At 60.8% G+C, this 20,280-nt stretch carries 16 protein-coding genes; 11 read left to right on the top strand and 5 right to left on the bottom strand.

Annotation, left to right across the window (positions count from 1 at the left end):
- Nucleotides 1-79: 79 nt before the first annotated feature.
- Both EJA72_RS21570 and EJA72_RS21575 read right to left on the bottom strand, forming a co-directional pair.
- Nucleotides 80-1,555 (bottom strand): inorganic phosphate transporter, encoded by a 1,476-nt coding sequence (locus tag EJA72_RS21570; protein WP_157713427.1) that lies wholly within the window; start codon nt 1,553-1,555, stop codon nt 80-82.
- Nucleotides 1,556-1,934: 379 nt separating this feature from the next.
- Nucleotides 1,935-2,135: a hypothetical protein gene (locus EJA72_RS21575; protein ID WP_007935837.1), complete on the bottom strand. Its 201-nt coding sequence runs from the start codon at nt 2,133-2,135 to the stop codon at nt 1,935-1,937.
- A gap of 658 nt (nt 2,136-2,793) precedes the next feature.
- On the opposite strand from EJA72_RS21575, the gene pcaR reads away from it, so the two are divergent.
- From pcaR to pcaC, 11 genes are all read left to right on the top strand, one after another.
- Nucleotides 2,794-3,636, top strand: coding sequence for a pca regulon transcriptional regulator PcaR (pcaR, locus tag EJA72_RS21580; RefSeq protein WP_157713428.1), 843 nt, complete (start codon nt 2,794-2,796; stop codon nt 3,634-3,636).
- A 127-nt stretch (nt 3,637-3,763) separates the two neighbouring features.
- On the top strand, nt 3,764-5,110 hold the full coding sequence (locus EJA72_RS21585; RefSeq protein WP_157713429.1) for an MFS transporter: 1,347 nt from the start codon (nt 3,764-3,766) through the stop codon (nt 5,108-5,110).
- 268 nt (nt 5,111-5,378) lie between these two features.
- Nucleotides 5,379-6,236 carry a CoA transferase subunit A gene (locus tag EJA72_RS21590; protein ID WP_123406032.1) on the top strand — a complete coding sequence of 286 codons (858 nt, stop codon included), beginning with the start codon at nt 5,379-5,381 and terminating at the stop codon, nt 6,234-6,236.
- Nucleotides 6,236-7,015 (top strand): CoA-transferase subunit beta, encoded by a 780-nt coding sequence (locus tag EJA72_RS21595; RefSeq protein WP_157713430.1) that lies wholly within the window; start codon nt 6,236-6,238, stop codon nt 7,013-7,015. The genes EJA72_RS21590 and EJA72_RS21595 overlap by 1 nt, the downstream gene beginning before the upstream one ends.
- Nucleotides 7,012-8,217 carry a 3-oxoadipyl-CoA thiolase gene (gene pcaF / locus EJA72_RS21600; protein ID WP_178129516.1) on the top strand — a complete coding sequence of 402 codons (1,206 nt, stop codon included), beginning with the start codon at nt 7,012-7,014 and terminating at the stop codon, nt 8,215-8,217. Before EJA72_RS21595 ends, pcaF begins: the two co-directional genes overlap by 4 nt.
- 37 nt (nt 8,218-8,254) lie before the next feature.
- A complete protein-coding gene (gene pcaH, locus EJA72_RS21605) occupies nt 8,255-8,959 on the top strand; it encodes a protocatechuate 3,4-dioxygenase subunit beta (protein ID WP_157713432.1) in 705 nt (234 codons plus the stop codon).
- Nucleotide 8,960: 1 nt separating this feature from the next.
- Nucleotides 8,961-9,527, top strand: coding sequence for a protocatechuate 3,4-dioxygenase subunit alpha (gene pcaG, locus EJA72_RS21610; protein WP_157713433.1), 567 nt, complete (start codon nt 8,961-8,963; stop codon nt 9,525-9,527).
- A 235-nt stretch (nt 9,528-9,762) separates the two neighbouring features.
- On the top strand, nt 9,763-11,067 hold the full coding sequence (locus EJA72_RS21615) for an MFS family transporter (protein ID WP_157713435.1): 1,305 nt from the start codon (nt 9,763-9,765) through the stop codon (nt 11,065-11,067).
- A gap of 45 nt (nt 11,068-11,112) precedes the next feature.
- Entirely contained in the window at nt 11,113-12,477 is a 1,365-nt protein-coding gene (locus EJA72_RS21620) for a 3-carboxy-cis,cis-muconate cycloisomerase (RefSeq protein WP_157713437.1), read from the top strand.
- Nucleotides 12,478-12,488: 11 nt separating this feature from the next.
- Nucleotides 12,489-13,280, top strand: a complete 792-nt coding sequence (pcaD, locus tag EJA72_RS21625) for a 3-oxoadipate enol-lactonase (RefSeq protein ID WP_178129517.1) — start codon at nt 12,489-12,491, stop codon at nt 13,278-13,280.
- A gap of 10 nt (nt 13,281-13,290) precedes the next feature.
- Complete coding sequence (gene pcaC, locus EJA72_RS21630) at nt 13,291-13,683, top strand: 4-carboxymuconolactone decarboxylase (RefSeq protein WP_178129518.1); 393 nt, start codon at nt 13,291-13,293, stop codon at nt 13,681-13,683.
- A 274-nt stretch (nt 13,684-13,957) separates the two neighbouring features.
- Here the strand turns inward: pcaC and EJA72_RS21635 are convergent, their stop codons facing one another.
- The 3 genes from EJA72_RS21635 to emhB all read right to left on the bottom strand — a co-directional run bounded on the left by EJA72_RS21635 (nt 13,958) and on the right by emhB (nt 20,280).
- Nucleotides 13,958-15,217 carry an OprD family porin gene (locus EJA72_RS21635; protein WP_157713439.1) on the bottom strand — a complete coding sequence of 420 codons (1,260 nt, stop codon included), beginning with the start codon at nt 15,215-15,217 and terminating at the stop codon, nt 13,958-13,960.
- A gap of 441 nt (nt 15,218-15,658) precedes the next feature.
- On the bottom strand, nt 15,659-17,119 hold the full coding sequence (gene emhC, locus EJA72_RS21640; protein ID WP_157713441.1) for an efflux RND transporter outer membrane subunit EmhC: 1,461 nt from the start codon (nt 17,117-17,119) through the stop codon (nt 15,659-15,661).
- Nucleotides 17,116-20,280, bottom strand: a complete 3,165-nt coding sequence (emhB, locus tag EJA72_RS21645; RefSeq protein WP_157713443.1) for an efflux RND transporter permease subunit EmhB — start codon at nt 20,278-20,280, stop codon at nt 17,116-17,118. The genes emhC and emhB overlap by 4 nt, the downstream gene beginning before the upstream one ends.

Below are 20,280 nucleotides of genomic sequence, written 5' to 3' on the forward strand. Positions count from 1 at the left end.
CGTGAACCACGATGGCCGAACGCAGGCATAAAAAAGGCGCGAACCTCACGGAACGCGCCTTTTTTCGTGCAGCTAACTATCAGCTGCCCAGTGCCTTCGATGCCAGCCAGAACAGGCCGGCCGACAGGGCCACTGTCGCTGGCAGGGTCAGGACCCAGGCCAGCAGGATGGTTTTCACGGTGCCGCCTTGCAGGCCGCTTTTGTTAGCGACCATGGTGCCGGCCACGCCCGAGGACAGGACGTGGGTGGTGGACACGGGGAGGCTGAAGATGTTGGCCAGGCCGATCATGCACGCGGTGGTGATCTGGGCCGACATGCCTTGTGCGTACGTCATGCCTTGCTTGCCGATCTTCTCGCCGATGGTCAGTACCACGCGTTTCCAGCCGACCATGGTGCCCAGGCCCAGAGCCAGGGCGACCGCCAGAATCACCCAGAACGGGGCGTATTCGGTGGTGGTGGTCAGGTCTTTGCGCAGTTTGTCCAGGTCAGCCTTTTCACGGGCGGCCAGGGTTGGCAATTTGCTGACTTTCTTCGCGGTGTCGTCCAGGCAGAGCAGGTAGCGACGGACTTCGATGCGGCTTTCCGCCGGCAGCGAGTGGTAGTCCGCTACACCTTTAAGGGTGTCGAGCAGGGCAGCGATAGTCGGTTCGGTCTGTTGCGGGTTGCAACGGAATTTCTCCGGCAAGTCGCCTTCCACGCTTTTGCCCAGCGCCAGGAACTCACCCAGCGTGTCAGCGTTGCGCTTGTAGAACTGGCTCAAGTGCAGGGTGGCGTCGCGGGTGCGTTCGATCTGGTAGGTGGTGCTGCTCAGGTCGAGGACGAACTGGGCCGGCACGATACCGATCAGGACCAGCATGATCAGGCCGATGCCTTTCTGGCCGTCGTTGGAACCGTGCACGAAGCTCACGGCCATGGCCGAAATCACCAGCACCAGGCGATTCCAGAACGGCGGGTGCTTCTTGTCGTCGAGCTTGCGGCGCTGGTCCGGCGTCTTGTGCATCTTCGACAGGGGACGCCACCATTTAAGGCCGATCAACACCAGGGCCGCGACAAGGAAGCCGGCCATTGGCGAGAACACCAGGGAGGCGCCGATATCGATCGCTTTCTGCCAGTTCACGCCATCGGCCAATGGAATATCGTTGATCAGGGCGTTGGCCAGGCCGACACCGAGAATCGAACCGATCAAGGTGTGGGAGCTGGAGGCCGGGATACCGAAGTACCACGTGCCCAGGTTCCAGGTGATGGCGGCAGCGAGCAGCGAGAACACCATGGCCAGCCCGTGACCGGTGTTCACATTGATCAGCAGTTCTACCGGGAGCAAGTGGACGATGGCATACGCCACGCCAACGCCACCCAGCAGCACGCCGAGGAAGTTGAACACACCGGAAAAGAACACCGCCAGGTGAGGCGGCATGGCTTTGGTGTAGATAACAGTGGCCACCGCGTTTGCGGTGTCATGAAAGCCGTTGATGAACTCGAAGGCGAGGACAAAGGCCAGGGCGAGCAAGAGGCTCACAAGCACCCAAGCATCCAGTCCGCTGAATAAATCGATCATGAAGGTTTTCTGACCCGGTCATAAGGGGGCGCGATTATGCCAGAAAAGACTGCTAATCGATGCACTAGCTGCTCATCGGTAACATTCTTCAATGAATTAGTTTGTGACGATAGCCTAAGCCCCGGTGTTTTGCCGGGTTTTGCAAGTCATTGAATTCAGTCGAAAAGCCAGCAGGCACAAGGGTTTCTCTCGTGGGGGCGAGGGGCCTGGATGCTTGTATGAAATATCTGAGAAGAGGGTCAGACATGAGCCATTTACCTCATCCGATGGGTGAGGTGACCGCTGCCCGCTCGTAGCAGGTGCGAAAGGCGTTATCGATACATCCCGCTTTTAGCGGGGTGCAGAGGCAGACCCTTGTAAAGAATTCAGGTCGAAGCGGTTACGGCTCTTCGGCTTTGAGTTCTTTTTCCATCTTCTGCAATTCCTGGGTAAAAGCCTGGTCCTGAACGGTGGCGCGTTTTCGCCAGGGTTTGCGTTCGGGTTCGGGCTGAGCGGCGTAGGTGGTGACTTCCCCGCCGTAAACTTCCTTGTAACGTTGTTCCTGGCGCTCAAGTTCCGCGCGCAGTTCGTCTTTCGTCACAGTGCTACCTGTTTGAGTTGAGATTAAATTCTGGTGAAACGCGCTGCATCGAGTCGATTGAACACACGCGTAGAAAGGGCAGTGCCCGACAGGGCAACCTTTTACGGTAGGTGAACAATACTTCCATGTTGCAGGCGGCCACGACACCAGAGATAAAAAGCTGACGCAGCATCAGTTTCCTGTTTCAGCGAGCGCGTTGGCGGTGTACATGAAGAGTGTCAGGCGCTTGCTGCGGTCGGCAGCGATGGAACATCGTGCAACCAGGTGGCCGAGTCGGCAATAAAAAACCGGGCAGCCACTGAATTGCATTATAGCGGTCGATTCGAAGAACACTATCGCCAACGAGTTAAAAGTTGATCTTGATGTGTGATTGTTTTGTGGCTCGAACTTTACGGTTAAATACAGATACGTCGAAGCCAGTTTGCGGTGATGAGTTTCTGGCGCCATTCAACCGAGCAACTTGAGCCATAACATCAATCCGCAAGTTCTCTGGCCAGCAATGAGAAAACATCTAACGCGGCCGGGCTGCAGTGGCTTGGGGTGATTGCGATTATCGGTCAACGGTTCGATAATCGCCCGATCTTCGGTGTGAGGGCTTGTGTGTAGCGCCTGAAGCCGCCTGTAATAGCCGCTGATCCGTGAGGAAAAAGGACCTGTTATGAATGATCAATTGCGCAACGCCTTCACTTCAGTGGCGCCGCCGATCGTCGCCTCTCCCGCCAAGCGAATTGCGGCAATGACCGGTGACCCGGACTTCATGACCTCCCTGGCTCGCGGCCTGGCGGTGGTGCAGGCATTTCAGGAGCGCAAACGGCATTTGACCATTGCCCAGATCAGCCACCGGACGGAAATTCCCCGCGCCGCGGTAAGGCGTTGCCTGCACACCCTGATCAAGCTCGGCTACGCCACCACCGACGGTCGCACCTATTCGCTACTGCCCAAAGTGCTGACCCTCGGCCACGCCTATGTATCGTCGACCCCCTTGGCGGTTTCCGCACAACCGTACCTGGACCGCATGAGCGAACAACTTCATGAGGCCTGCAACATGGCCACGCTGGAAGGCGATGACATTTTGTACATCGCCCGTTCGGCAACGACTCAGCGACTGATCTCTGTCGACCTCTCGGTGGGCGGACGCCTGCCGGCCTATTGCACGTCCATGGGCCGGATTCTGCTGGCGGCGCTGGACGATACGTCCCTGGGCGAATACCTCGACCACGCGGAGCTGCAAGCCAAGACCAGCCGCACGCTGCACACCCCCGAGGCGTTGCTCGAATGCCTGCAAGAGGTGCGGCAACAAGGTTGGTGCATTGTCGATCAGGAACTGGAACAGGGCCTGCGCTCGATTGCCGTCCCGGTGTACGACGCTTCCGGCCAGGTGGTCGCGGCGCTGAACGTCAGTACGCATGCCGGTCGGGTCAGTCGCAACGAACTGGAACAACGTTTCCTGCCAGGCCTGCTGTCGGCCAGCCGCGACCTCAGCGCCCAGCTTTTTGCCTAAGCTGTTCGATAATCGCACAGACTCGCGTTTATCGAATTGACGCACTTTCCCCCTGATCACTAATGTCGCGGCAGCGCCAGCCTAGGCTGGCACCTGTCCGACTGCGTTCTTGCGTGGAATAAAAATAATGAACCAGCCTCAGTCTGCTGTGGGTAACTGCCTCGACGTGCAGTCCTTCATCAATGCTCAACCCATTTCGCGCTACCAGTGGCGAGTGGTAATCCTGTGTTTCCTGATTGTCTTCCTCGATGGCCTCGACACCGCGGCCATGGGTTTCATTGCGCCGGCCCTGTCCCAGGATTGGGGCATCGACCGCGCCAGTCTCGGCCCGGTCATGAGTGCGGCGTTGATCGGCATGGTCTTCGGCGCGCTGGGTTCCGGCCCGCTGGCGGATCGCTTTGGGCGCAAAGTCGTGCTGGTGGGGGCGGTATTGTTGTTCGGCGCCTTCAGCCTGGCATCGGCCTACAGCTCCAACGTCGATCAGTTGCTGGTGCTGCGATTCCTGACCGGTCTGGGCCTCGGCGCCGGCATGCCGAATGCCACGACCCTGTTGTCGGAATACACCCCGGAGCGCAAGAAATCCCTGCTGGTAACCAGCATGTTCTGTGGCTTCAACCTCGGTATGGCGGGGGGCGGGTTTATTTCCGCCAAGCTGATTCCGGCGTTCGGGTGGCACAGCCTGTTGCTGATCGGCGGCATTCTGCCGCTGATTCTTGGTGTCGTTCTGTTGCTCTGGCTGCCGGAATCGGCGCGTTACCTGGTGGTGCGCAATCGGGGCACCGACAAGGTCCGCAAGGCGTTGGCCCCCATCGATCCGACGGTCGTTGCCCAGGCGTCCAGCTTCAGCGTGCCGGAACAGAAAACCGTGAAGGCGCGCAACGTGTTTGCCGTGATCTTCTCCGGCACTTACAGCACCGGCACCTTGTTGTTGTGGCTGACTTACTTCATGGGCCTGGTGATTGTGTACCTGCTGACCAGTTGGCTGCCGACGCTGATGCGTGACAGCGGCGCGAGCATGGAGCAGGCGGCGTTCATTGGCGCATTGTTCCAGTTCGGCGGCGTGCTGAGCGCGGTGGGCGTGGGCTGGGCGATGGACCGGTTCAATCCGCACAAGGTTATCGGCACTTTCTACTTGCTGGCCGGGGTGTTTGCCTACGCGGTGGGGCAGAGCCTGGGCAACATCACCCTGTTAGCGACGCTGGTGCTGGTGGCCGGGATGTGTGTCAACGGTGCGCAATCGGCGATGCCGTCGCTGGCCGCACGGTTTTATCCGACCCAGGGGCGGGCGACCGGGGTGTCGTGGATGCTGGGGATTGGCCGCTTTGGCGCGATTCTCGGCGCGTGGATGGGGGCAACGCTGTTGGGCCTGGGGTGGAATTTTGAGCAGGTGCTGACGGCGTTGGTGATTCCGGCGGCGTTGGCGACGGCGGCGGTGGTGATCAAGGGCATGGTGAGTCATGCGGATGCGACCTGAGTTCAGGTTTCAGAATATTGAGTGAATGGGGAGGCCTCATCGCGAGCAGGCTCGCTCCCACAGTTGATCGCATTTTCCTGTAGGAGCGAGCCTGCTCGCGAAGCTTTTGGGGATAGGTAGCCAGACAACAATCTGTTCGATAAACGAACACTCAGTCGATTATCGGATTGTTTGGGGTTTTTCCGGGGCTTACTCTTTAGTCATTCCGGCGCGCGCATCGCGCCTTTTTCATCCACTGTCGGTTCATAACAAAACGGGAGCCTGCCCCATGGCTGAAATCCTTTCGCTGCACGACGCGGTGAAGCAATTCGTTAACGACGGCGATACCGTCGCGCTCGAAGGCTTCACTCACCTGATCCCTACGGCGGCGGGTCACGAAATCATTCGCCAGGGCAAGAAAGATCTGACGCTGGTACGGATGACGCCTGACCTGATCTACGACCAGTTGATCGGTGCCGGTTGCGCTCGCAAGCTGATTTTCTCGTGGGGCGGCAACCCGGGCGTCGGTTCGTTGCACCGGTTGCGCGATGCCGTCGAAAAGCAGTGGCCGCACCCGCTGGAAATCGAAGAACACAGCCACGCTGACCTGGCGAATGCCTACGTCGCTGGCGCCTCGGGCCTGCCGTTCGCGGTGCTGCGTGCCTACGCCGGTTCCGACCTGCCGAAGGTCAACCCGCTGATCAAGACCGTCACTTGCCCGTTCACCGGCGAAGTATTGGCCGCCGTGCCGTCGGTGCGCCCGGACGTCACCGTGATTCACGCGCAGAAAGCCGACCGCAAAGGCAACGTGCTGCTGTGGGGCATCCTCGGTGTGCAGAAAGAAGCTGCCCTGGCCGCCAAGCGCTGCATCGTGACCGTTGAAGAAATTGTCGATGACCTCAATGCGCCGATGAACTCCTGTGTACTGCCGACCTGGGCACTGAGCGCGGTCTGCCATGTTCCGGGTGGCGCGCATCCTTCCTACGCCCACGGTTACAACGAACGTGACAACCGTTTCTACCAGGCCTGGGACCCGATTGCTCGCGACCGTGACACCTTCACCGCGTGGATCAACGAGTACATCCATGGCTGCGCTGACTTCAGCGAGTTCCAGGCCAAGCTGGCCGCTGCATCGGAGGCGAAGTAATGACTTACACCACCAATGAAATGATGACCGTCGCCGCCGCTCGCCGACTAAAGAACGGTTCGGTGTGCTTCGTCGGTATCGGCCTGCCGTCGAAAGCGGCCAACCTGGCACGCCTGACGTCCTCGCCGGATGTGGTCCTGATCTACGAATCGGGTCCGATCGGTGCCAAGCCGAGCGTACTGCCACTGTCGATCGGTGACGGCGAGCTGGCGGAAACCGCTGACACTGTCGTCCCGACCGGTGAGATTTTTCGCTATTGGCTGCAGGGCGGGCGCATTGACGTCGGTTTTCTCGGCGCCGCGCAGGTCGACCGCTTCGGCAACATCAACACCACGGTTGTTGGCGACTATCACCAGCCAAAAGTCCGTCTGCCGGGTGCCGGTGGTGCGCCGGAGATTGCCGGTTCGGCCAAAAGTGTTCTGATCATCCTCAAGCAGTCGGCGCGTTCCTTTGTCGACAAGCTCGACTTCATTACCTCGGTCGGCCATGGCGAGGGCGGCGATTCGCGCAAGCGTCTGGGTCTGCCGGGAGCCGGTCCGGTCGGCATCATCACTGACCTGTGCATCATGGAACCGGAAGCCGGCACCCATGAATTCGTGGTCACCGCGCTGCACCCTGGCGTGACCCGCGAGCAAGTGGTGGCGGCTACTGGTTGGGCCATTCGTTTCGCCGACACCGTTGAAAGCACCGCCGAGCCAACCGACGTCGAGCTCAAGGCACTGAGGGATCTGGAAGCCCGCACCGCCGCCGCCCACGGCCAAGCCCCCGGAGAAGCGTGATGCGTGACGTTTATATCTGCGACGCAATTCGTACCCCCATCGGCCGTTTCGGCGGTGGCCTGTCGACGGTTCGCGCCGACGACCTGGCCGCCGTGCCGATCAAGGCGCTGATGGCGCGCAACCCGTCGGTGGACTGGAACGCGGTCGACGAAGTGTTCCTCGGCTGCGCCAACCAGGCCGGCGAAGACAACCGCAACGTGGCGCGCATGGCGTTGCTGCTGGCGGGCCTGCCGGAAACCATTCCGGGCGTGACCCTCAATCGCCTCTGCGCTTCGGGCATGGACGCGATTGGTACGGCGTTCCGTGCTATTGCCAGCGGCGAAATGGAGCTGGCGATTGCCGGCGGCGTCGAGTCGATGTCCCGCGCACCGTTCGTGATGGGCAAGGCGGACGCGGCGTTCTCGCGCAACATGAAACTGGAAGACACCACCATCGGCTGGCGCTTCATCAACCCGTTGATGAAAGCCCAGTACGGTGTGGATGCGATGCCGCAAACCGCCGACAACGTGGCCGACGATTACGAAGTGTCCCGCGAGGATCAGGACGCTTTCGCACTGCGCAGTCAGCAGCGCACCGCCGTCGCGCAAGCCGCAGGCTTTTTCGCGGAAGAAATCGTTGAAGTGCGCATCGCCCACAAAAAAGGCGAAACGGTGGTCAGTCAGGACGAACATCCTCGCGCCGACACCACCCTGGAAGCCCTGGCCAAACTGAAACCGGTCAACGGCCCCGACAAAACCGTCACCGCCGGCAATGCCTCGGGCGTGAACGACGGTGCGGCGGCGTTGATCCTGGCGTCGGCCGAAGCGGTGAAAAAGCACGGTCTGACCGCGCGTGCCAAAGTGCTGGGCATGTCCAGCGCCGGTGTTGCCCCTCGGGTCATGGGCATTGGCCCGGTCCCGGCGGTGCGCAAACTGACGGAGCGCCTGGGTCTGGCGGTCAGCGATTTCGACGTGATCGAACTCAACGAAGCGTTTGCCAGCCAGGGCCTGGCAGTGCTGCGTGAATTGGGGATTGCGGACGACGCGGCCCAGGTCAACCCGAACGGTGGCGCCATTGCCTTGGGTCATCCGTTGGGCATGAGTGGCGCGCGCCTGGTGTTGACCGCGTTGCATCAGCTGGAAAAAACCGGTGGCAAGAAAGGCCTGGCGACCATGTGCGTCGGCGTCGGCCAGGGTCTGGCATTGGCGATCGAACGGGTCTGACGCGTCCCGTCGGCTAACAAGAACAGAGGAAAGCGAAATGTCTGACAAGCCTGGTTACCGTCGCCCGCAGGAGGGCACCCAGCCGGAATACCTGCACCCGACCTATCAATCCACCAACCGTCGCTCGCCGTCCAAGCCGTTGGTGCATTTGCCGCATTCGTTGTCGGAAATTACCGGTCCGACCATCGGTGCCGAGCGCGTGAACGAGAAGGACAACGACCTGACCGCCCAACACAAGGGCGAACCACTGGGTGAGCGCATTATCATTCATGGCCGTGTGCTGGATGAAGATGGCTTGCCGGTGCCGGGCATTCTGGTGGAGATCTGGCAGGCTAACGCCGCCGGTCGCTACAACCATGACCGCGACCTGCACGACGCGCCGCTGGACCCGAATTTCACCGGCACCGGCCGCACCGTGACCGACGCCGATGGCTGGTATCAATTCCAGACCATCAAACCGGGCGCCTATCCGTGGGGCAACCACCACAACGCGTGGCGCCCGGCGCACATCCATTTCTCGCTGTTCGGGCCGAGCATCCTGACGCGCCTGGTGACCCAGATGTATTTTCCGGGTGACCCGCTGCTGGCCTACGACCCGATCTACAACTGCGTGCCGGATACCCGAGCCAAAGAGCGTTTGATCGCCAGTTTCGACCTGGAAAAAACCATCCCTTCCTATGCCCTCGGTTATCGCTGGGACATCGTGCTGCGCGGCCGCGAAGCCACGCCGATGGAGAAATAAGATGACGTTGAACGCGACCACGTCCCACACCGTCGGGCCGTACTACCACATCGGCCTGACCTGGCTGAACCGCGAAAACCTGACCGTCGAACAGACCCTGGGCGAGCGCGTGGCGATCACCGGGCAAGTGGTGGACGGCAACGGCGACGTCGTCAACGACGCGATGCTGGAAGTCTGGCAGGCCAACGCGGCGGGCAAGTACGACCACCCGGAAGACGATCAGGACAAACCCCTGGACCCGAACTTCGAAGGGTTCGGCCGGGTGCCGGTGGATGCCGAAGGGCGCTTCCGCTTTACCACGATCAAGCCGGGCACGGTGGAAGGCCTGAAGGGCACGACTCAAGCGCCGCACTTGGTGGTGCTGGTGTTTGCGCGCGGCCTGGTGAAACACTTGCTGACGCGGATTTACTTTGATGGCGAGCCGGCCAACGTGTCGGACCCGTTGCTGGAGTGTGTGCCCGCCGAGCGCCGCAGTACCTTGCTGGCGAAGCAGGATGCGACCGGCGTCTACCAGTGGAATGTGATTCTGCAGGGCACCGATGCGGAGACGGTGTTTTTCGATTATTGAGTCATGAGCTGTTGTGGCGAGGGAGCTTGCTCCCGCTCGGCTGCGAAGCAGTCGCAAACCAGCTGGCGGGCTCTGCATGACGGAACGCGTTTGAGGGTTTTGGGCTTGCTTCGCAAGCCAGCGGGAGCAAGCTCCCTCGCCACAGGGAATGTGCAGGCTTTTGCTGATTTATCTGCGGAACGGGACTGTTGCGAAGTATGTCTAGACTGTCACTGTCCCCATTGAGTGAAAAACAATGACAACGACCACCGCCTCAACTGAACACTATACGGGCGAAGAGCGCAGCAAGCGTATCTTCGCCATTGTCGGCGCTTCGTCCGGCAACCTCGTCGAATGGTTCGACTTCTACGTCTATGCCTTCTGCGCGATCTATTTCGCCCCGGCATTTTTCCCGTCTGATAACCCGACGGTGCAACTGGTGAACACGGCCGGCGTGTTTGCGGCCGGGTTCCTGATGCGACCGATCGGCGGCTGGATTTTCGGACGCGTCGCCGACAAGCACGGGCGCAAGAACTCGATGATGATCTCGGTGCTGATGATGTGCTTCGGCTCGTTGCTCATCGCCTGCCTGCCGACCTATTCCAGCATTGGCGTCTGGGCGCCGATCCTGCTGCTGTTCGCGCGTTTGCTGCAAGGCCTGTCGGTCGGCGGCGAGTACGGCACCACCGCCACCTACATGAGTGAAGTCGCGCTCAAGGGCCAGCGCGGTTTCTTTGCCTCGTTCCAGTACGTGACCCTGATTGGCGGGCAACTGCTGGCGGTGTTGCTGGTGGTGATCCTGCAACAGTTCCTCACCGAAGACGACTTGCGTGCCTACGGCTGGCGGATCCCGTTCGTGGTCGGCGCACTGGCCGCGGTGATCTCGCTGTTCCTGCGTCGTTCGCTGAAGGAAACCACCAGCAAGGAAATGCGCGAGAACAAGGATGCCGGCAGCATTCGTGCGTTGTTCCGCGACCATAAGGCCGCGTTCATCACCGTGCTCGGCTACACCGCCGGTGGCTCGCTGATTTTCTACACCTTCACCACGTACATGCAGAAATACCTGGTGAACACCGCCGGGATGAATGCCAAGACCGCCAGCTTCATCATGACCGGCGCGCTGTTCCTTTATATGTGCATGCAGCCGCTGTTCGGCATGCTCGCCGACAAGATCGGCCGTCGTAACTCGATGTTGTGGTTCGGCGCCCTCGGTACGCTGTTTACCGTGCCGATTCTGCTGAGCCTCAAAAGCGTAAGCAGTCCGTTCCTGGCGTTTGTGCTGATTACCGTGGCGCTGGCGATTGTCAGTTTCTACACCTCCATCAGTGGCTTGGTGAAAGCCGAAATGTTCCCGCCGGAAGTCCGTGCATTGGGTGTTGGCCTGGCGTATGCGGTGGCGAATGCGATCTTCGGCGGGTCGGCGGAATACGTTGCGCTGAGCCTCAAGGCCGTGGGCATGGAAAACTCCTTCTATTGGTACGTGACGGTGATGATGGCCGTGGCGTTCCTGTTCAGCCTGCGCCTGCCGCGACAGGCGAAATACCTGCACCACGACCTCTGATCTACATGCGTGGGCCCAACCGGCCCACGCCTTCAAGGACTGTTTATGAACCAGCGACCGGGCAATCAATTGTTCGATGCCTATTTCACTGCCCGCGATATGCGTGAGGTGTTCTGCGATCAGGGCCGGGTTCAGGCCATGCTCGATTTCGAAGCCGCGCTGGCTCGGGCCGAGGCACACGTTGGTTTGATTCCGCGGACCGCTGTCGCGCCGATTGTGGCGGCTTGCCAGGCCGGGCAATACGACTTCGCCACCCTCGGCGAGGCGATCGCCACGGCCGGTAATTCGGCGATTCCGCTGGTGAAGGCCCTGGGCAAACAGATCGCGAGCCAGGATGCCGACGCCGAGCGCTACGTGCATCTGGGCGCGACCAGTCAGGACGTGATGGACACCGGGCTGGTGTTGCAACTGCGCCAGGCAATGGAACTGATCGAAAGCGATCTGGCACAACTGGGCAAAAGCCTGTCGGCTCAAGCCACGCGTTATATCGCCACACCGCTGGCAGGCCGTACCTGGCTGCAACACGCAACCCCCGTCACCCTGGGCATGAAAATCGCCGGTTGGCTGGGGGCGGTGACCCGCAGCCGGCAACGTCTGCAAGAACTCAAACCGCGCCTGCTGGTACTGCAATTCGGCGGCGCTTCCGGAACACTGGCCGCCCTCGGTGAACGAGCGCTGCCGATTGCGCAAGCGTTGGCCGGGGAACTGCAACTCGGTTTGCCGGATCAGCCTTGGCACACCCAGCGTGATCGCCTGGTGGAGTTCGGCGCCGTGCTGGGATTGATCGCCGGCAGCCTCGGCAAACTGGGTCGCGACATCAGCCTGTTGATGCAGACCGAAGCGGGGGAAGTGTTCGAGCCCTCGGCCCCCGGCAAGGGCGGTTCGTCGACCATGCCGCACAAACGCAACCCCGTGGGCGCCGCGGTGCTGATCAGCGCCGCCACGCGCGTGCCCGGTTTGCTTTCGACGCTGTTTAGTGCGATGCCGCAAGAGCACGAGCGCAGCCTCGGTCTGTGGCACGCCGAGTGGGAAACCCTGCCGGAGATTTGCTGCCTGGTGTCCGGCAGCCTCAAGCAAGCGCTGCTGGTGGCGGACGGGCTGGAAGTGGACGCCGAGCGCATGGCGCGCAATCTCGATCTGACCCAGGGTCTGGTGCTTGCCGAGGCGGTCAGCATCGTCCTCGCCCAACGGGTCGGGCGCGACACGGCACACCACCTGCTGGAGCAGTGCTGCAAGCGTGCGGTGGCCGAGCAACGGCACCTGCGCGCCGTGCTTGGCGACGAGCCGCACGTGACTGCCCAACTCTCGGCTGCTGAACTGGATCATCTATTGAACCCCGCCCATTACCTCGGCCAGGCCAAAACCTGGGTCGAGCGAGCGGTGGCCGAACATTCTGCGTTGACTGCCTGAAGGAGACTGCTGTGGCATTCGTACAACTCGCCGATGGCGAACTGCACTACCAAATTGAAGGGCCGGTGGATGCGCCGGTACTGGTGCTGTCCAACTCGCTGGGGACCAACCTGCACATGTGGGACGCGCAGATGGCGGCGTTCACCGAGCATTTCCGGGTGCTGCGTTTCGATACCCGTGGTCACGGCCAATCCCTGGTCACGCCGGGCCCGTACAGCATCGAGCAACTGGGCCACGACGTGCTGGCGCTGCTGGATGCGCTGCATATCGAACGGGTGCACTTCTGTGGCTTGTCCATGGGCGGCCTGATCGGCCAGTGGCTGGGGATCAACGCCGGTAATCGATTGAACAAGCTGGTGGTGTGCAACACCGCAGCGAAAATCGGCGATCCGTCGATCTGGAACCCGCGCATCGAAACCGTGTTGCGTGATGGTTCGGCGGCCATGGTCGCGTTGCGTGATGCGTCGATTGCCCGCTGGTTCACCCCGGATTTCGCGCAGGCCAATCCCGCTGCGGCGACGCAGATTACCGACATGCTCGCGGCGACTTCGCCAGAAGGCTACGCGGCCAATTGCGCCGCCGTGCGTGACGCTGATTTCCGCGACCAATTGTCCTCGATCAAGGTGCCGCTGCTGGTGATTGCCGGTACCGAAGACGCGGTCACGCCGCCGTCCGGTGGACATTTCATTCAGGCACATGTGCTGGGCGCCGAGTACGCCGAGTTCTATGCCGCGCACTTGTCCAATGTCCAGGCCGGCGACGCGTTCAGCGCGCGCGTTCTGGCATTTTTGTCGGCTCATTGAGGGGATTGTTGTGGACGAGAAACAACGTTACGACGAGGGCATGAAAGTCCGTCGCGCTGTTCTGGGCGACGCTCACGTCGACCGCAGCCTGACCGCGCTGACCGAGTTCAACTCGGAGTTCCAGGAGATGATCACCCGCCACGCCTGGGGTGACATCTGGACCCGCCCGGGCCTGCCGCGCCACACTCGGAGCCTGATCACCATCGCCATGCTGATCGGCATGAACCGCAACGAAGAACTCAAACTGCACTTGCGCGCCGCCGCCAACAACGGCGTGAGCCGTGGCGAGATCAAGGAAGTGATCATGCAGAGCGCGATCTACTGCGGCATCCCGGCCGCCAATGCGACGTTCCACCTGGCCGAGTCGGTGTGGGATGAGCTGGGGGTTGAATCGCGGGAGTGATCCTGGGAATTTGCGGCGCCTGAGCGGACGCCATCGCGGGCAAGCCCGCTCCCACAGGGATTTTCGGTGAACACAACATCCGGGTTCACCACCCAATCCTGTAGGAGCGAGCCTGCTCGCGATAGCGGCAGTACATTCAACTTAGATGTGGCTGATAGATTGCCATCGCCGGCAAGCCGGTCTTGCTCCCACAGGGATGTTCGGTGAACACGAAATTTGAATTCACTGAGCATCCTGTGGGAGCCGGGCTTGCCCGCGAAGGCGTCCTTGAAATTTACAACAGGCTGATCGGGTAGCTGATGATCACCCGGTTCTCGTCGAACTCGTTGTTGCTGTAGTCCCGGCGCATGGTCGAGTTGCGCCATTTCACGTTCAGGTCTTTGAGCGCACCGCTTTGCACGGTGTAGCCCAGTTCACTTTCACGCCCCCATTCCTTGCCGTCGGTGATGGTGCCGGTGTGCACGTTATCGCCGCTGATGTAGCGATTCATCAAGGTCAGGCCCGGCACACCAAGGGCAACGAAGTTGTAGTCGTGGCGCACCTGCCAGGATTTTTCCTGGGCGTTGTCATAGCTGGAGTTGTAGCTGTCGTTGGCCAGCGTGCCGCCGCTGGTGCCATTGACCCGCATCCAGGCGCTGTCGCCCGTCAGCTTTTGCAGGCCGACGTAAAAGGTGTTGCCGCCGTACTTGGCCGAGAACAGGCCCGACCAGGTTTTGTTATCCAGGTCGCCCGCGCGGGCGCTGCCATCTTCCTTGCCGTAGAAAAAGCCGAGGTTGGCGCCCAGGGTCCAGTCGCCGAGTGGCTGGGTGTGGATCAGGTTGACGAACTGCTGGCTGTAAATGTCCTTGAGTTCGGCGTTCCACAGCGCGATCTGCGTGCGCTTCTCGTTGAACAGGTATTCGCCACCCTGGAAGTTGAAGCGGTCGGAGGTAAACGCCGCTTTTCCGTTCATTGACATGTCGCTCATGCTGCTGTCGTCACGCGGGCTGTTTTGGCGGAACTGACCGCCGTAAAGGGTCAGGCCGTTGATTTCTTTCGAGGTGATCTGGCCGCCACGGAAGGTCTGCGGCAGGGAACGACCGTCGTCCGAACGCAGGATCGGCAGCACCGGCATCCATTCACCGACCTTCACTTCGGTCTGGGACAGCTTGGCCTTCAACGCCACATTGGTGCGACCGAAGTTGTCGGCGGGGCGGCCATCGTGGTCCAGCGGCAGCAACTGGGTACCGCCGGTGCCTTTGCCGCCGTCGAGTTTCACCGAGTACAGCCCCAGCACATCCATGCCGAACCCGACGGTGCCCTGGGTGAAGCCGGACTTGGCGTCGAGGATGAAACTTTGCGTCCACTCTTCGGCCTTGCCCTGAGCCTTGGTCGGGTTGGTGAAGTTGCGGTTGATGTAGAAGTTGCGCAGGTTCAGGTTGACCTTGGCGCCATCGACGAAGCCCGACTCTTCAGCCGTGGCGGGCAAGGCTGCACCGGCCAGGGCGAGGGCAATCAGGCTTGGGAAAAAATACTGCGCGGTGGAAGGCGTCATGGGCTCGGGTCTCTCTAATTCTTGGGGATGCAAAGGGGGCTGCCGCAACCGTCGGGGTGCAGACAAAAAATCGAATTCAAATGAAACGGGGGCGAGATCAGCCGGATAGGGCAGGGCGCGGGGGCATGGTGTTTAACCTGTTGTTATTGGTCTTGTGTGGCGAATGGTGCGGGGAATGTACTGGATAGTTCAATCGTTGAAAGCGGGTTTTGGGCGATTATCGAACGCAAGATGGGTCAAGGTTTTGCGGTGTGTGTGGTCGGGCCTCATCGCGAGCAGGCTCGCTCCCACAGGGGACTGGTGGTGTGAATGCGATTTATGCCCGACACAAATCCACTGTGGGAGTGAGCCTGCTCGCGATGGGGTCATACCTGACAACACACCTTTTCCCGCGCCCAACAAAAAGCCCACCAAAAGGTGGGCTTCGTGTTTACAGCGCGATCAGAACAACTTCATCTTCGGCGCTTCTTCTTTCAACGGCTCGTTTTTCGCCGTCTGTTCGTTCCAGCCGCCACCCAGTGCCTTGTACAGATTGACCGCACTGATCAACTGCGCCAGGCGATCGGTGATCAGCGCCTGTTGCGCACTGAACAGCTGACGCTGGGCATCGAGGAAGGTCAGGTTGCTGTCGACACCAATGCGGTAGCGACGCTCGGCCAGACGGTAGTAGTCCTGGTTGGCGCTGACGAAATCACGCTGTGCCTGCAACTGATCGGTGTAGGTCTCGCGAGCGGCCAGGCCGTCGGCGACTTCCTGGAAGGCCGTCTGGATGGACTTCTCGTAGTTCGCCACGCCGATGTCTTTCTGGATTTTCGAGTAATCCAGGCTGGCGCGCAGGCTGCCGGCGTTGAAGATCGGCAGGTTGATCTGCGGCTGGAACAACCAGGTGCCAGAACCGCCCTTGAACAGGCCGGACAAGTCCGGGCTCAAGGTACCGGCGTTGGCGGTCAGGCTGATGCTCGGGAAGAACGCTGCCCGCGCCGCGCCGATGTTGGCGTTCGCCGCTTTCAGGTTGTATTCGGCCTGGAGAATGTCCGGACGACGTTGCAGCAAGTCCGACGGCAAGCCGGCCGGTACGTCGCTCAGCAAGTTGTCGGACAGCGGCTGGGCGGTTTGCAGATTGGCCGGGATGCCAGTGCCGAGCAGCAGTACCAGGCTGTTTTCATCCTGGGCGACCTGGCGCGTGTACCGGGCCAATTGCGCCCGGGCGTTTTCCACCGAGGTGCGCGACTGTGCGAGGTCCAGGGCCGAGGCGACACCGACTTCGTTGCTGCGGGCGGTGAGCTTGTAGCTCTCGTTGAACGCACCGAGGGTGTCCTGAGTCAGCTTCAGCAGTTCCTTGTCGGCCTGCCAGGTCAGGTAGGCATTGGCCACGCTGGCCACCAGGCTGATCTGCGTGCTGCGCCGGCCTTCTTCAGTGGCGAAGTACTTCTGCAAGGCTTCTTCACTGAGGCTGCGCACCCGGCCGAACAGGTCGAGTTCATAGGCGCTGATACCGACGGTGGCCGAGTAGGAGCTGGTGATGCCTGCCTGACCGGTTTGCGAGGCGTCCGCCGGGACGCGCTGGCGGCTGCCGGTGCCGTTGGCGGACACGGCCGGGAACAAATCGGCGCGCTGGATGCGGTATTGAGCCGCGAACGCATCGATGTTCAGGGCCGCGACACGCAGGTCACGGTTGTTTTCCAGTGCCACCTGAATCAGCTGTTGCAGCGCCGGGTCATGGAAAAACTGCTTCCAGCCTTGCTCGGCCGCAGCCTGGCTCGGCGCCTGGGCCGGCGAGTACGCCGGACCTTGCGGGTACTGGGCCGCGACTGGGGCTTCGGGCTGCTGATAATCAGGAATCAGCGAGCAGCCGCCAAGCACGAAGGCGGCGACGGCTAGGGAGAGTAGCGACTTGCTCATTGGCCAGCCTCTTTAGAAGGTTCGATAGCGTCGTCCTGATCGGCGATTTTGCGCTGACCCATGGCCGACACGGTGACAAAGAACAACGGGACCCAGAAGATCGCCAGTACGGTAGCGGTGATCATACCGCCAATTACCACGGTGCCGATGGCGTGTTGGCTGCCCGAGCCGGCGCCGGTGGAAATGGCCAGAGGCACCACGCCGAGAATGAACGCCAGGGAGGTCATGATGATCGGGCGCAAACGCATGCGGCAAGCCTCGATGGCCGCCTCCTGCAAGCTCTTGCCTTGCTCATGCAGATCCTTGGCGAACTCGACGATCAGAATGGCGTTTTTCGCCGCCAGACCGATGGTCGTCAACAGGCCCACGAGGAAGTACACATCGTTGGACAGGCCCCGCAAGCTGGTAGCCATCAGCGCACCGATAATCCCCAGAGGCACCACGAGCACCACGGCAATCGGAATCGACCAGCTTTCATACAGCGCCGCCAGGCACAGGAACACCATCAGAATCGACAGCGCGAACAGCGCCGGCGCCTGGGAACCCGCCAGTCGTTCTTCATACGACAGACCGGTCCAGGAAATACCGACACCGGCCGGCAGTTTCAGGGCAAGCGCCTCGACTTCGGCCATGGCTTCACCGGTGGAGTAACCCGGGGCAGGGGAGCCGAGGATTTCCATCGCTTCTACGCCGTTGTAACGGGCCAGCTTTGGTGAACCGTAGATCCACTCACCCTTGGCAAACGCGGTGAAGGGAACCATGGTCCCGGCGCTGTTGCGCACGTACCACTTCTTCAGGTCTTCAGGGCTCATGCGTGCGCCAGGCTGGCCTTGCACATAAACCTTCTTCACACGGCCACGGTCGATGAAGTCGTTTACGTAGCTACTGCCCAAGGCAATCGACAGGGTGTTGTTGATGTCGGCGATGGTAATGCCCAGCGCACTGGCCTTCTCGTCGTCGATTTCCAGCTGGTACTGAGGCTCGTCGTTCAGACCGTTAGGGCGCACTTGCGCCAGCACTTTGCTCTGCGCCGCCATGCCGAGGAACTGGTTACGGGCCGCCATCAGTTTTTCGTGGCCGATACCGGCGCGGTCCTGCAGGAACACGTCGAAACCAGTGGCGTTACCCAGTTCCAGTACGGCGGGTGGCGCAAAAGCGAACACCATGGCGTCACGGAAGGTGAAGAAGTGCTGTTGGGCACGGGCCGCGACTTTGAACACGTTGTTGTCGGCGTTACGTTCGTGCCACGGGCGCATCATGATGAACGCCATACCCGAACTCTGGCCACGGCCGGCGAAGTTGAAGCCGGTCACGGTAAACACCGAGTTCACCGCATCGCCTTCACCGCCATCCTTGCTTGGACGCAGCAGGAATTCACGCATCTGGTCCACGACAACCTGAGTGCGCTGGGCCGTCGAACCGGCCGGGGTCTGCACCTGAGCAAACAGTACGCCCTGGTCTTCCTCTGGAAGGAACGAGGATGGAATACGCATGAACAACCAGATCATGCCGACGACGATGATCACGTAGGCCAGCAGGTACGGAGCCTTGTTGCGCAGAATGTTGCCGACACCTCGTTCGTAGCTTTTCACGCTACGGTCGAAGTTACGGTTGAACCAGCCGAAGAAGCCGCGTTTCGGCACGCCGTGCTCGCCCTTGGGAATGGCTTTGAGCATGGTGGCGCAGAGCGCCGGGGTGAAGATCAGGGCGACCAGCACCGACAAGGCCATGGCCGAGACGATGGTGATCGAGAACTGTTTGTAGATCACACCCGTGGAACCACCGAAGAACGCCATCGGCAACAGTACCGCCGAGAGCACAAGGGCAATACCAACCAGCGCCCCCTGAATCTGTCCCATGGATTTCTTGGTGGCTTCCTTGGGCGACAGGCCTTCTTCGCTCATCACCCGTTCGACGTTTTCCACCACAACGATGGCATCGTCCACCAGCAAGCCGATGGCCAACACCATACCGAACATGGTCAGGGTGTTGATGCTGAAACCGAATGCCGCGAGGATCCCGAAAGTACCCAGCAATACCACGGGCACGGTCATGGTGGTGATGACGGTGGCGCGGAAGTTTTGCAGGAACAGGAACATCACTAGGAACACCAGCACGATCGCTTCGACCAGGGTTTCAACCACACCCTTGATCGACTCGGTCACCACTGGCGTGGTGTCGTACGGGAACACCACTTCCATCCCTTGCGGGAAGAACGGCTTGAGGCTGTCGATGGTCTTGCGCAGGGCTTTCGCCGTGTCGAGGGCGTTCGCACCGTTGGCCAGTTTCACCGCCAGACCGGAAGCCGGGGCGCCGTTGAACTGGGCGTTGATGCTGTAGTTCTCGCCACCCAGACCGACGTCGGCGACGTCTTTCAAGCGAACCTGAGAACCGTCCTTGTTGACTTTGAGCAGGATTTTGTTGAATTGCTCAGCGGTCTGCAGGCGCGTCTTGCCGATGATCGTCGCGTTCAACTGAGTGCCGGGCAGGGCAGGCAGGCCACCGAGCTGGCCGGACGATACCTGGACGTTTTGCGCCGCGATGGCGGTTTTGACGTCTATCGGAGTCAGGTTGAAGTTGTTCAACTTGGCCGGGTCGAGCCAGATACGCATGGCGTACTGGGAACCGAACACCTGGAAGTCGCCCACACCGGCGGTCCGCGAGATCGGGTCCTGCATGTTCGACACGATGTAGTTGGACAGGTCGTCCTTGGTCATGCTGCCGTCACGCGAGACCACGCCGATCACCAGCAGGAAGTTCTTCACGGCCTTGGTCACGCGGATACCTTGCTGCTGTACTTCTTGTGGCAGCAGCGGGGTGGCCAGGTTCAGTTTGTTCTGGACCTGAACCTGCGCGGTATCGGAGTTGGTGCCTTGCTCGAAGGTCGCCGTGATCGTCATTGTGCCGTCGGAGTTACTTTCCGAGGACACATAACGCAGGTTGTCGATACCGTTGAGCTGCTGCTCGATCACCTGAACCACAGTGTCTTGCACGGTTTGCGCGGAGGCGCCCGGGTACGCCACGGAGATCGCAATCGCCGGAGGCGCAATGCTCGGGTATTGGTTGATCGGCAGTTTGAGAATCGATAGTGCCCCGACCAGCATGATCACCAGGGCAATTACCCAGGCGAAAATCGGGCGGTCGATAAAAAATTTCGACAT

It is taken from the genome of Pseudomonas sp. PB120, from assembly GCF_009761815.1.
Lineage (GTDB): Bacteria > Pseudomonadota > Gammaproteobacteria > Pseudomonadales > Pseudomonadaceae > Aquipseudomonas.

Coding starts and splice junctions, on each gene's coding strand:
- EJA72_RS21570 (WP_157713427.1), bottom strand. CDS start 1,555: ATGATCGATTTATTCAGCGGACTGGATGCTTGGGTGCTTGTGAGCCTC.
- pcaR (WP_157713428.1), top strand. CDS start 2,794: ATGAATGATCAATTGCGCAACGCCTTCACTTCAGTGGCGCCGCCGATC.
- EJA72_RS21585 (WP_157713429.1), top strand. CDS start 3,764: ATGAACCAGCCTCAGTCTGCTGTGGGTAACTGCCTCGACGTGCAGTCC.
- EJA72_RS21590 (WP_123406032.1), top strand. CDS start 5,379: ATGGCTGAAATCCTTTCGCTGCACGACGCGGTGAAGCAATTCGTTAAC.
- EJA72_RS21595 (WP_157713430.1), top strand. CDS start 6,236: ATGACTTACACCACCAATGAAATGATGACCGTCGCCGCCGCTCGCCGA.
- pcaH (WP_157713432.1), top strand. CDS start 8,255: ATGTCTGACAAGCCTGGTTACCGTCGCCCGCAGGAGGGCACCCAGCCG.
- pcaG (WP_157713433.1), top strand. CDS start 8,961: ATGACGTTGAACGCGACCACGTCCCACACCGTCGGGCCGTACTACCAC.
- EJA72_RS21615 (WP_157713435.1), top strand. CDS start 9,763: ATGACAACGACCACCGCCTCAACTGAACACTATACGGGCGAAGAGCGC.
- EJA72_RS21620 (WP_157713437.1), top strand. CDS start 11,113: ATGAACCAGCGACCGGGCAATCAATTGTTCGATGCCTATTTCACTGCC.
- EJA72_RS21635 (WP_157713439.1), bottom strand. CDS start 15,217: ATGACGCCTTCCACCGCGCAGTATTTTTTCCCAAGCCTGATTGCCCTC.
- emhC (WP_157713441.1), bottom strand. CDS start 17,119: ATGAGCAAGTCGCTACTCTCCCTAGCCGTCGCCGCCTTCGTGCTTGGC.
- emhB (WP_157713443.1), bottom strand. CDS start 20,280: ATGTCGAAATTTTTTATCGACCGCCCGATTTTCGCCTGGGTAATTGCC.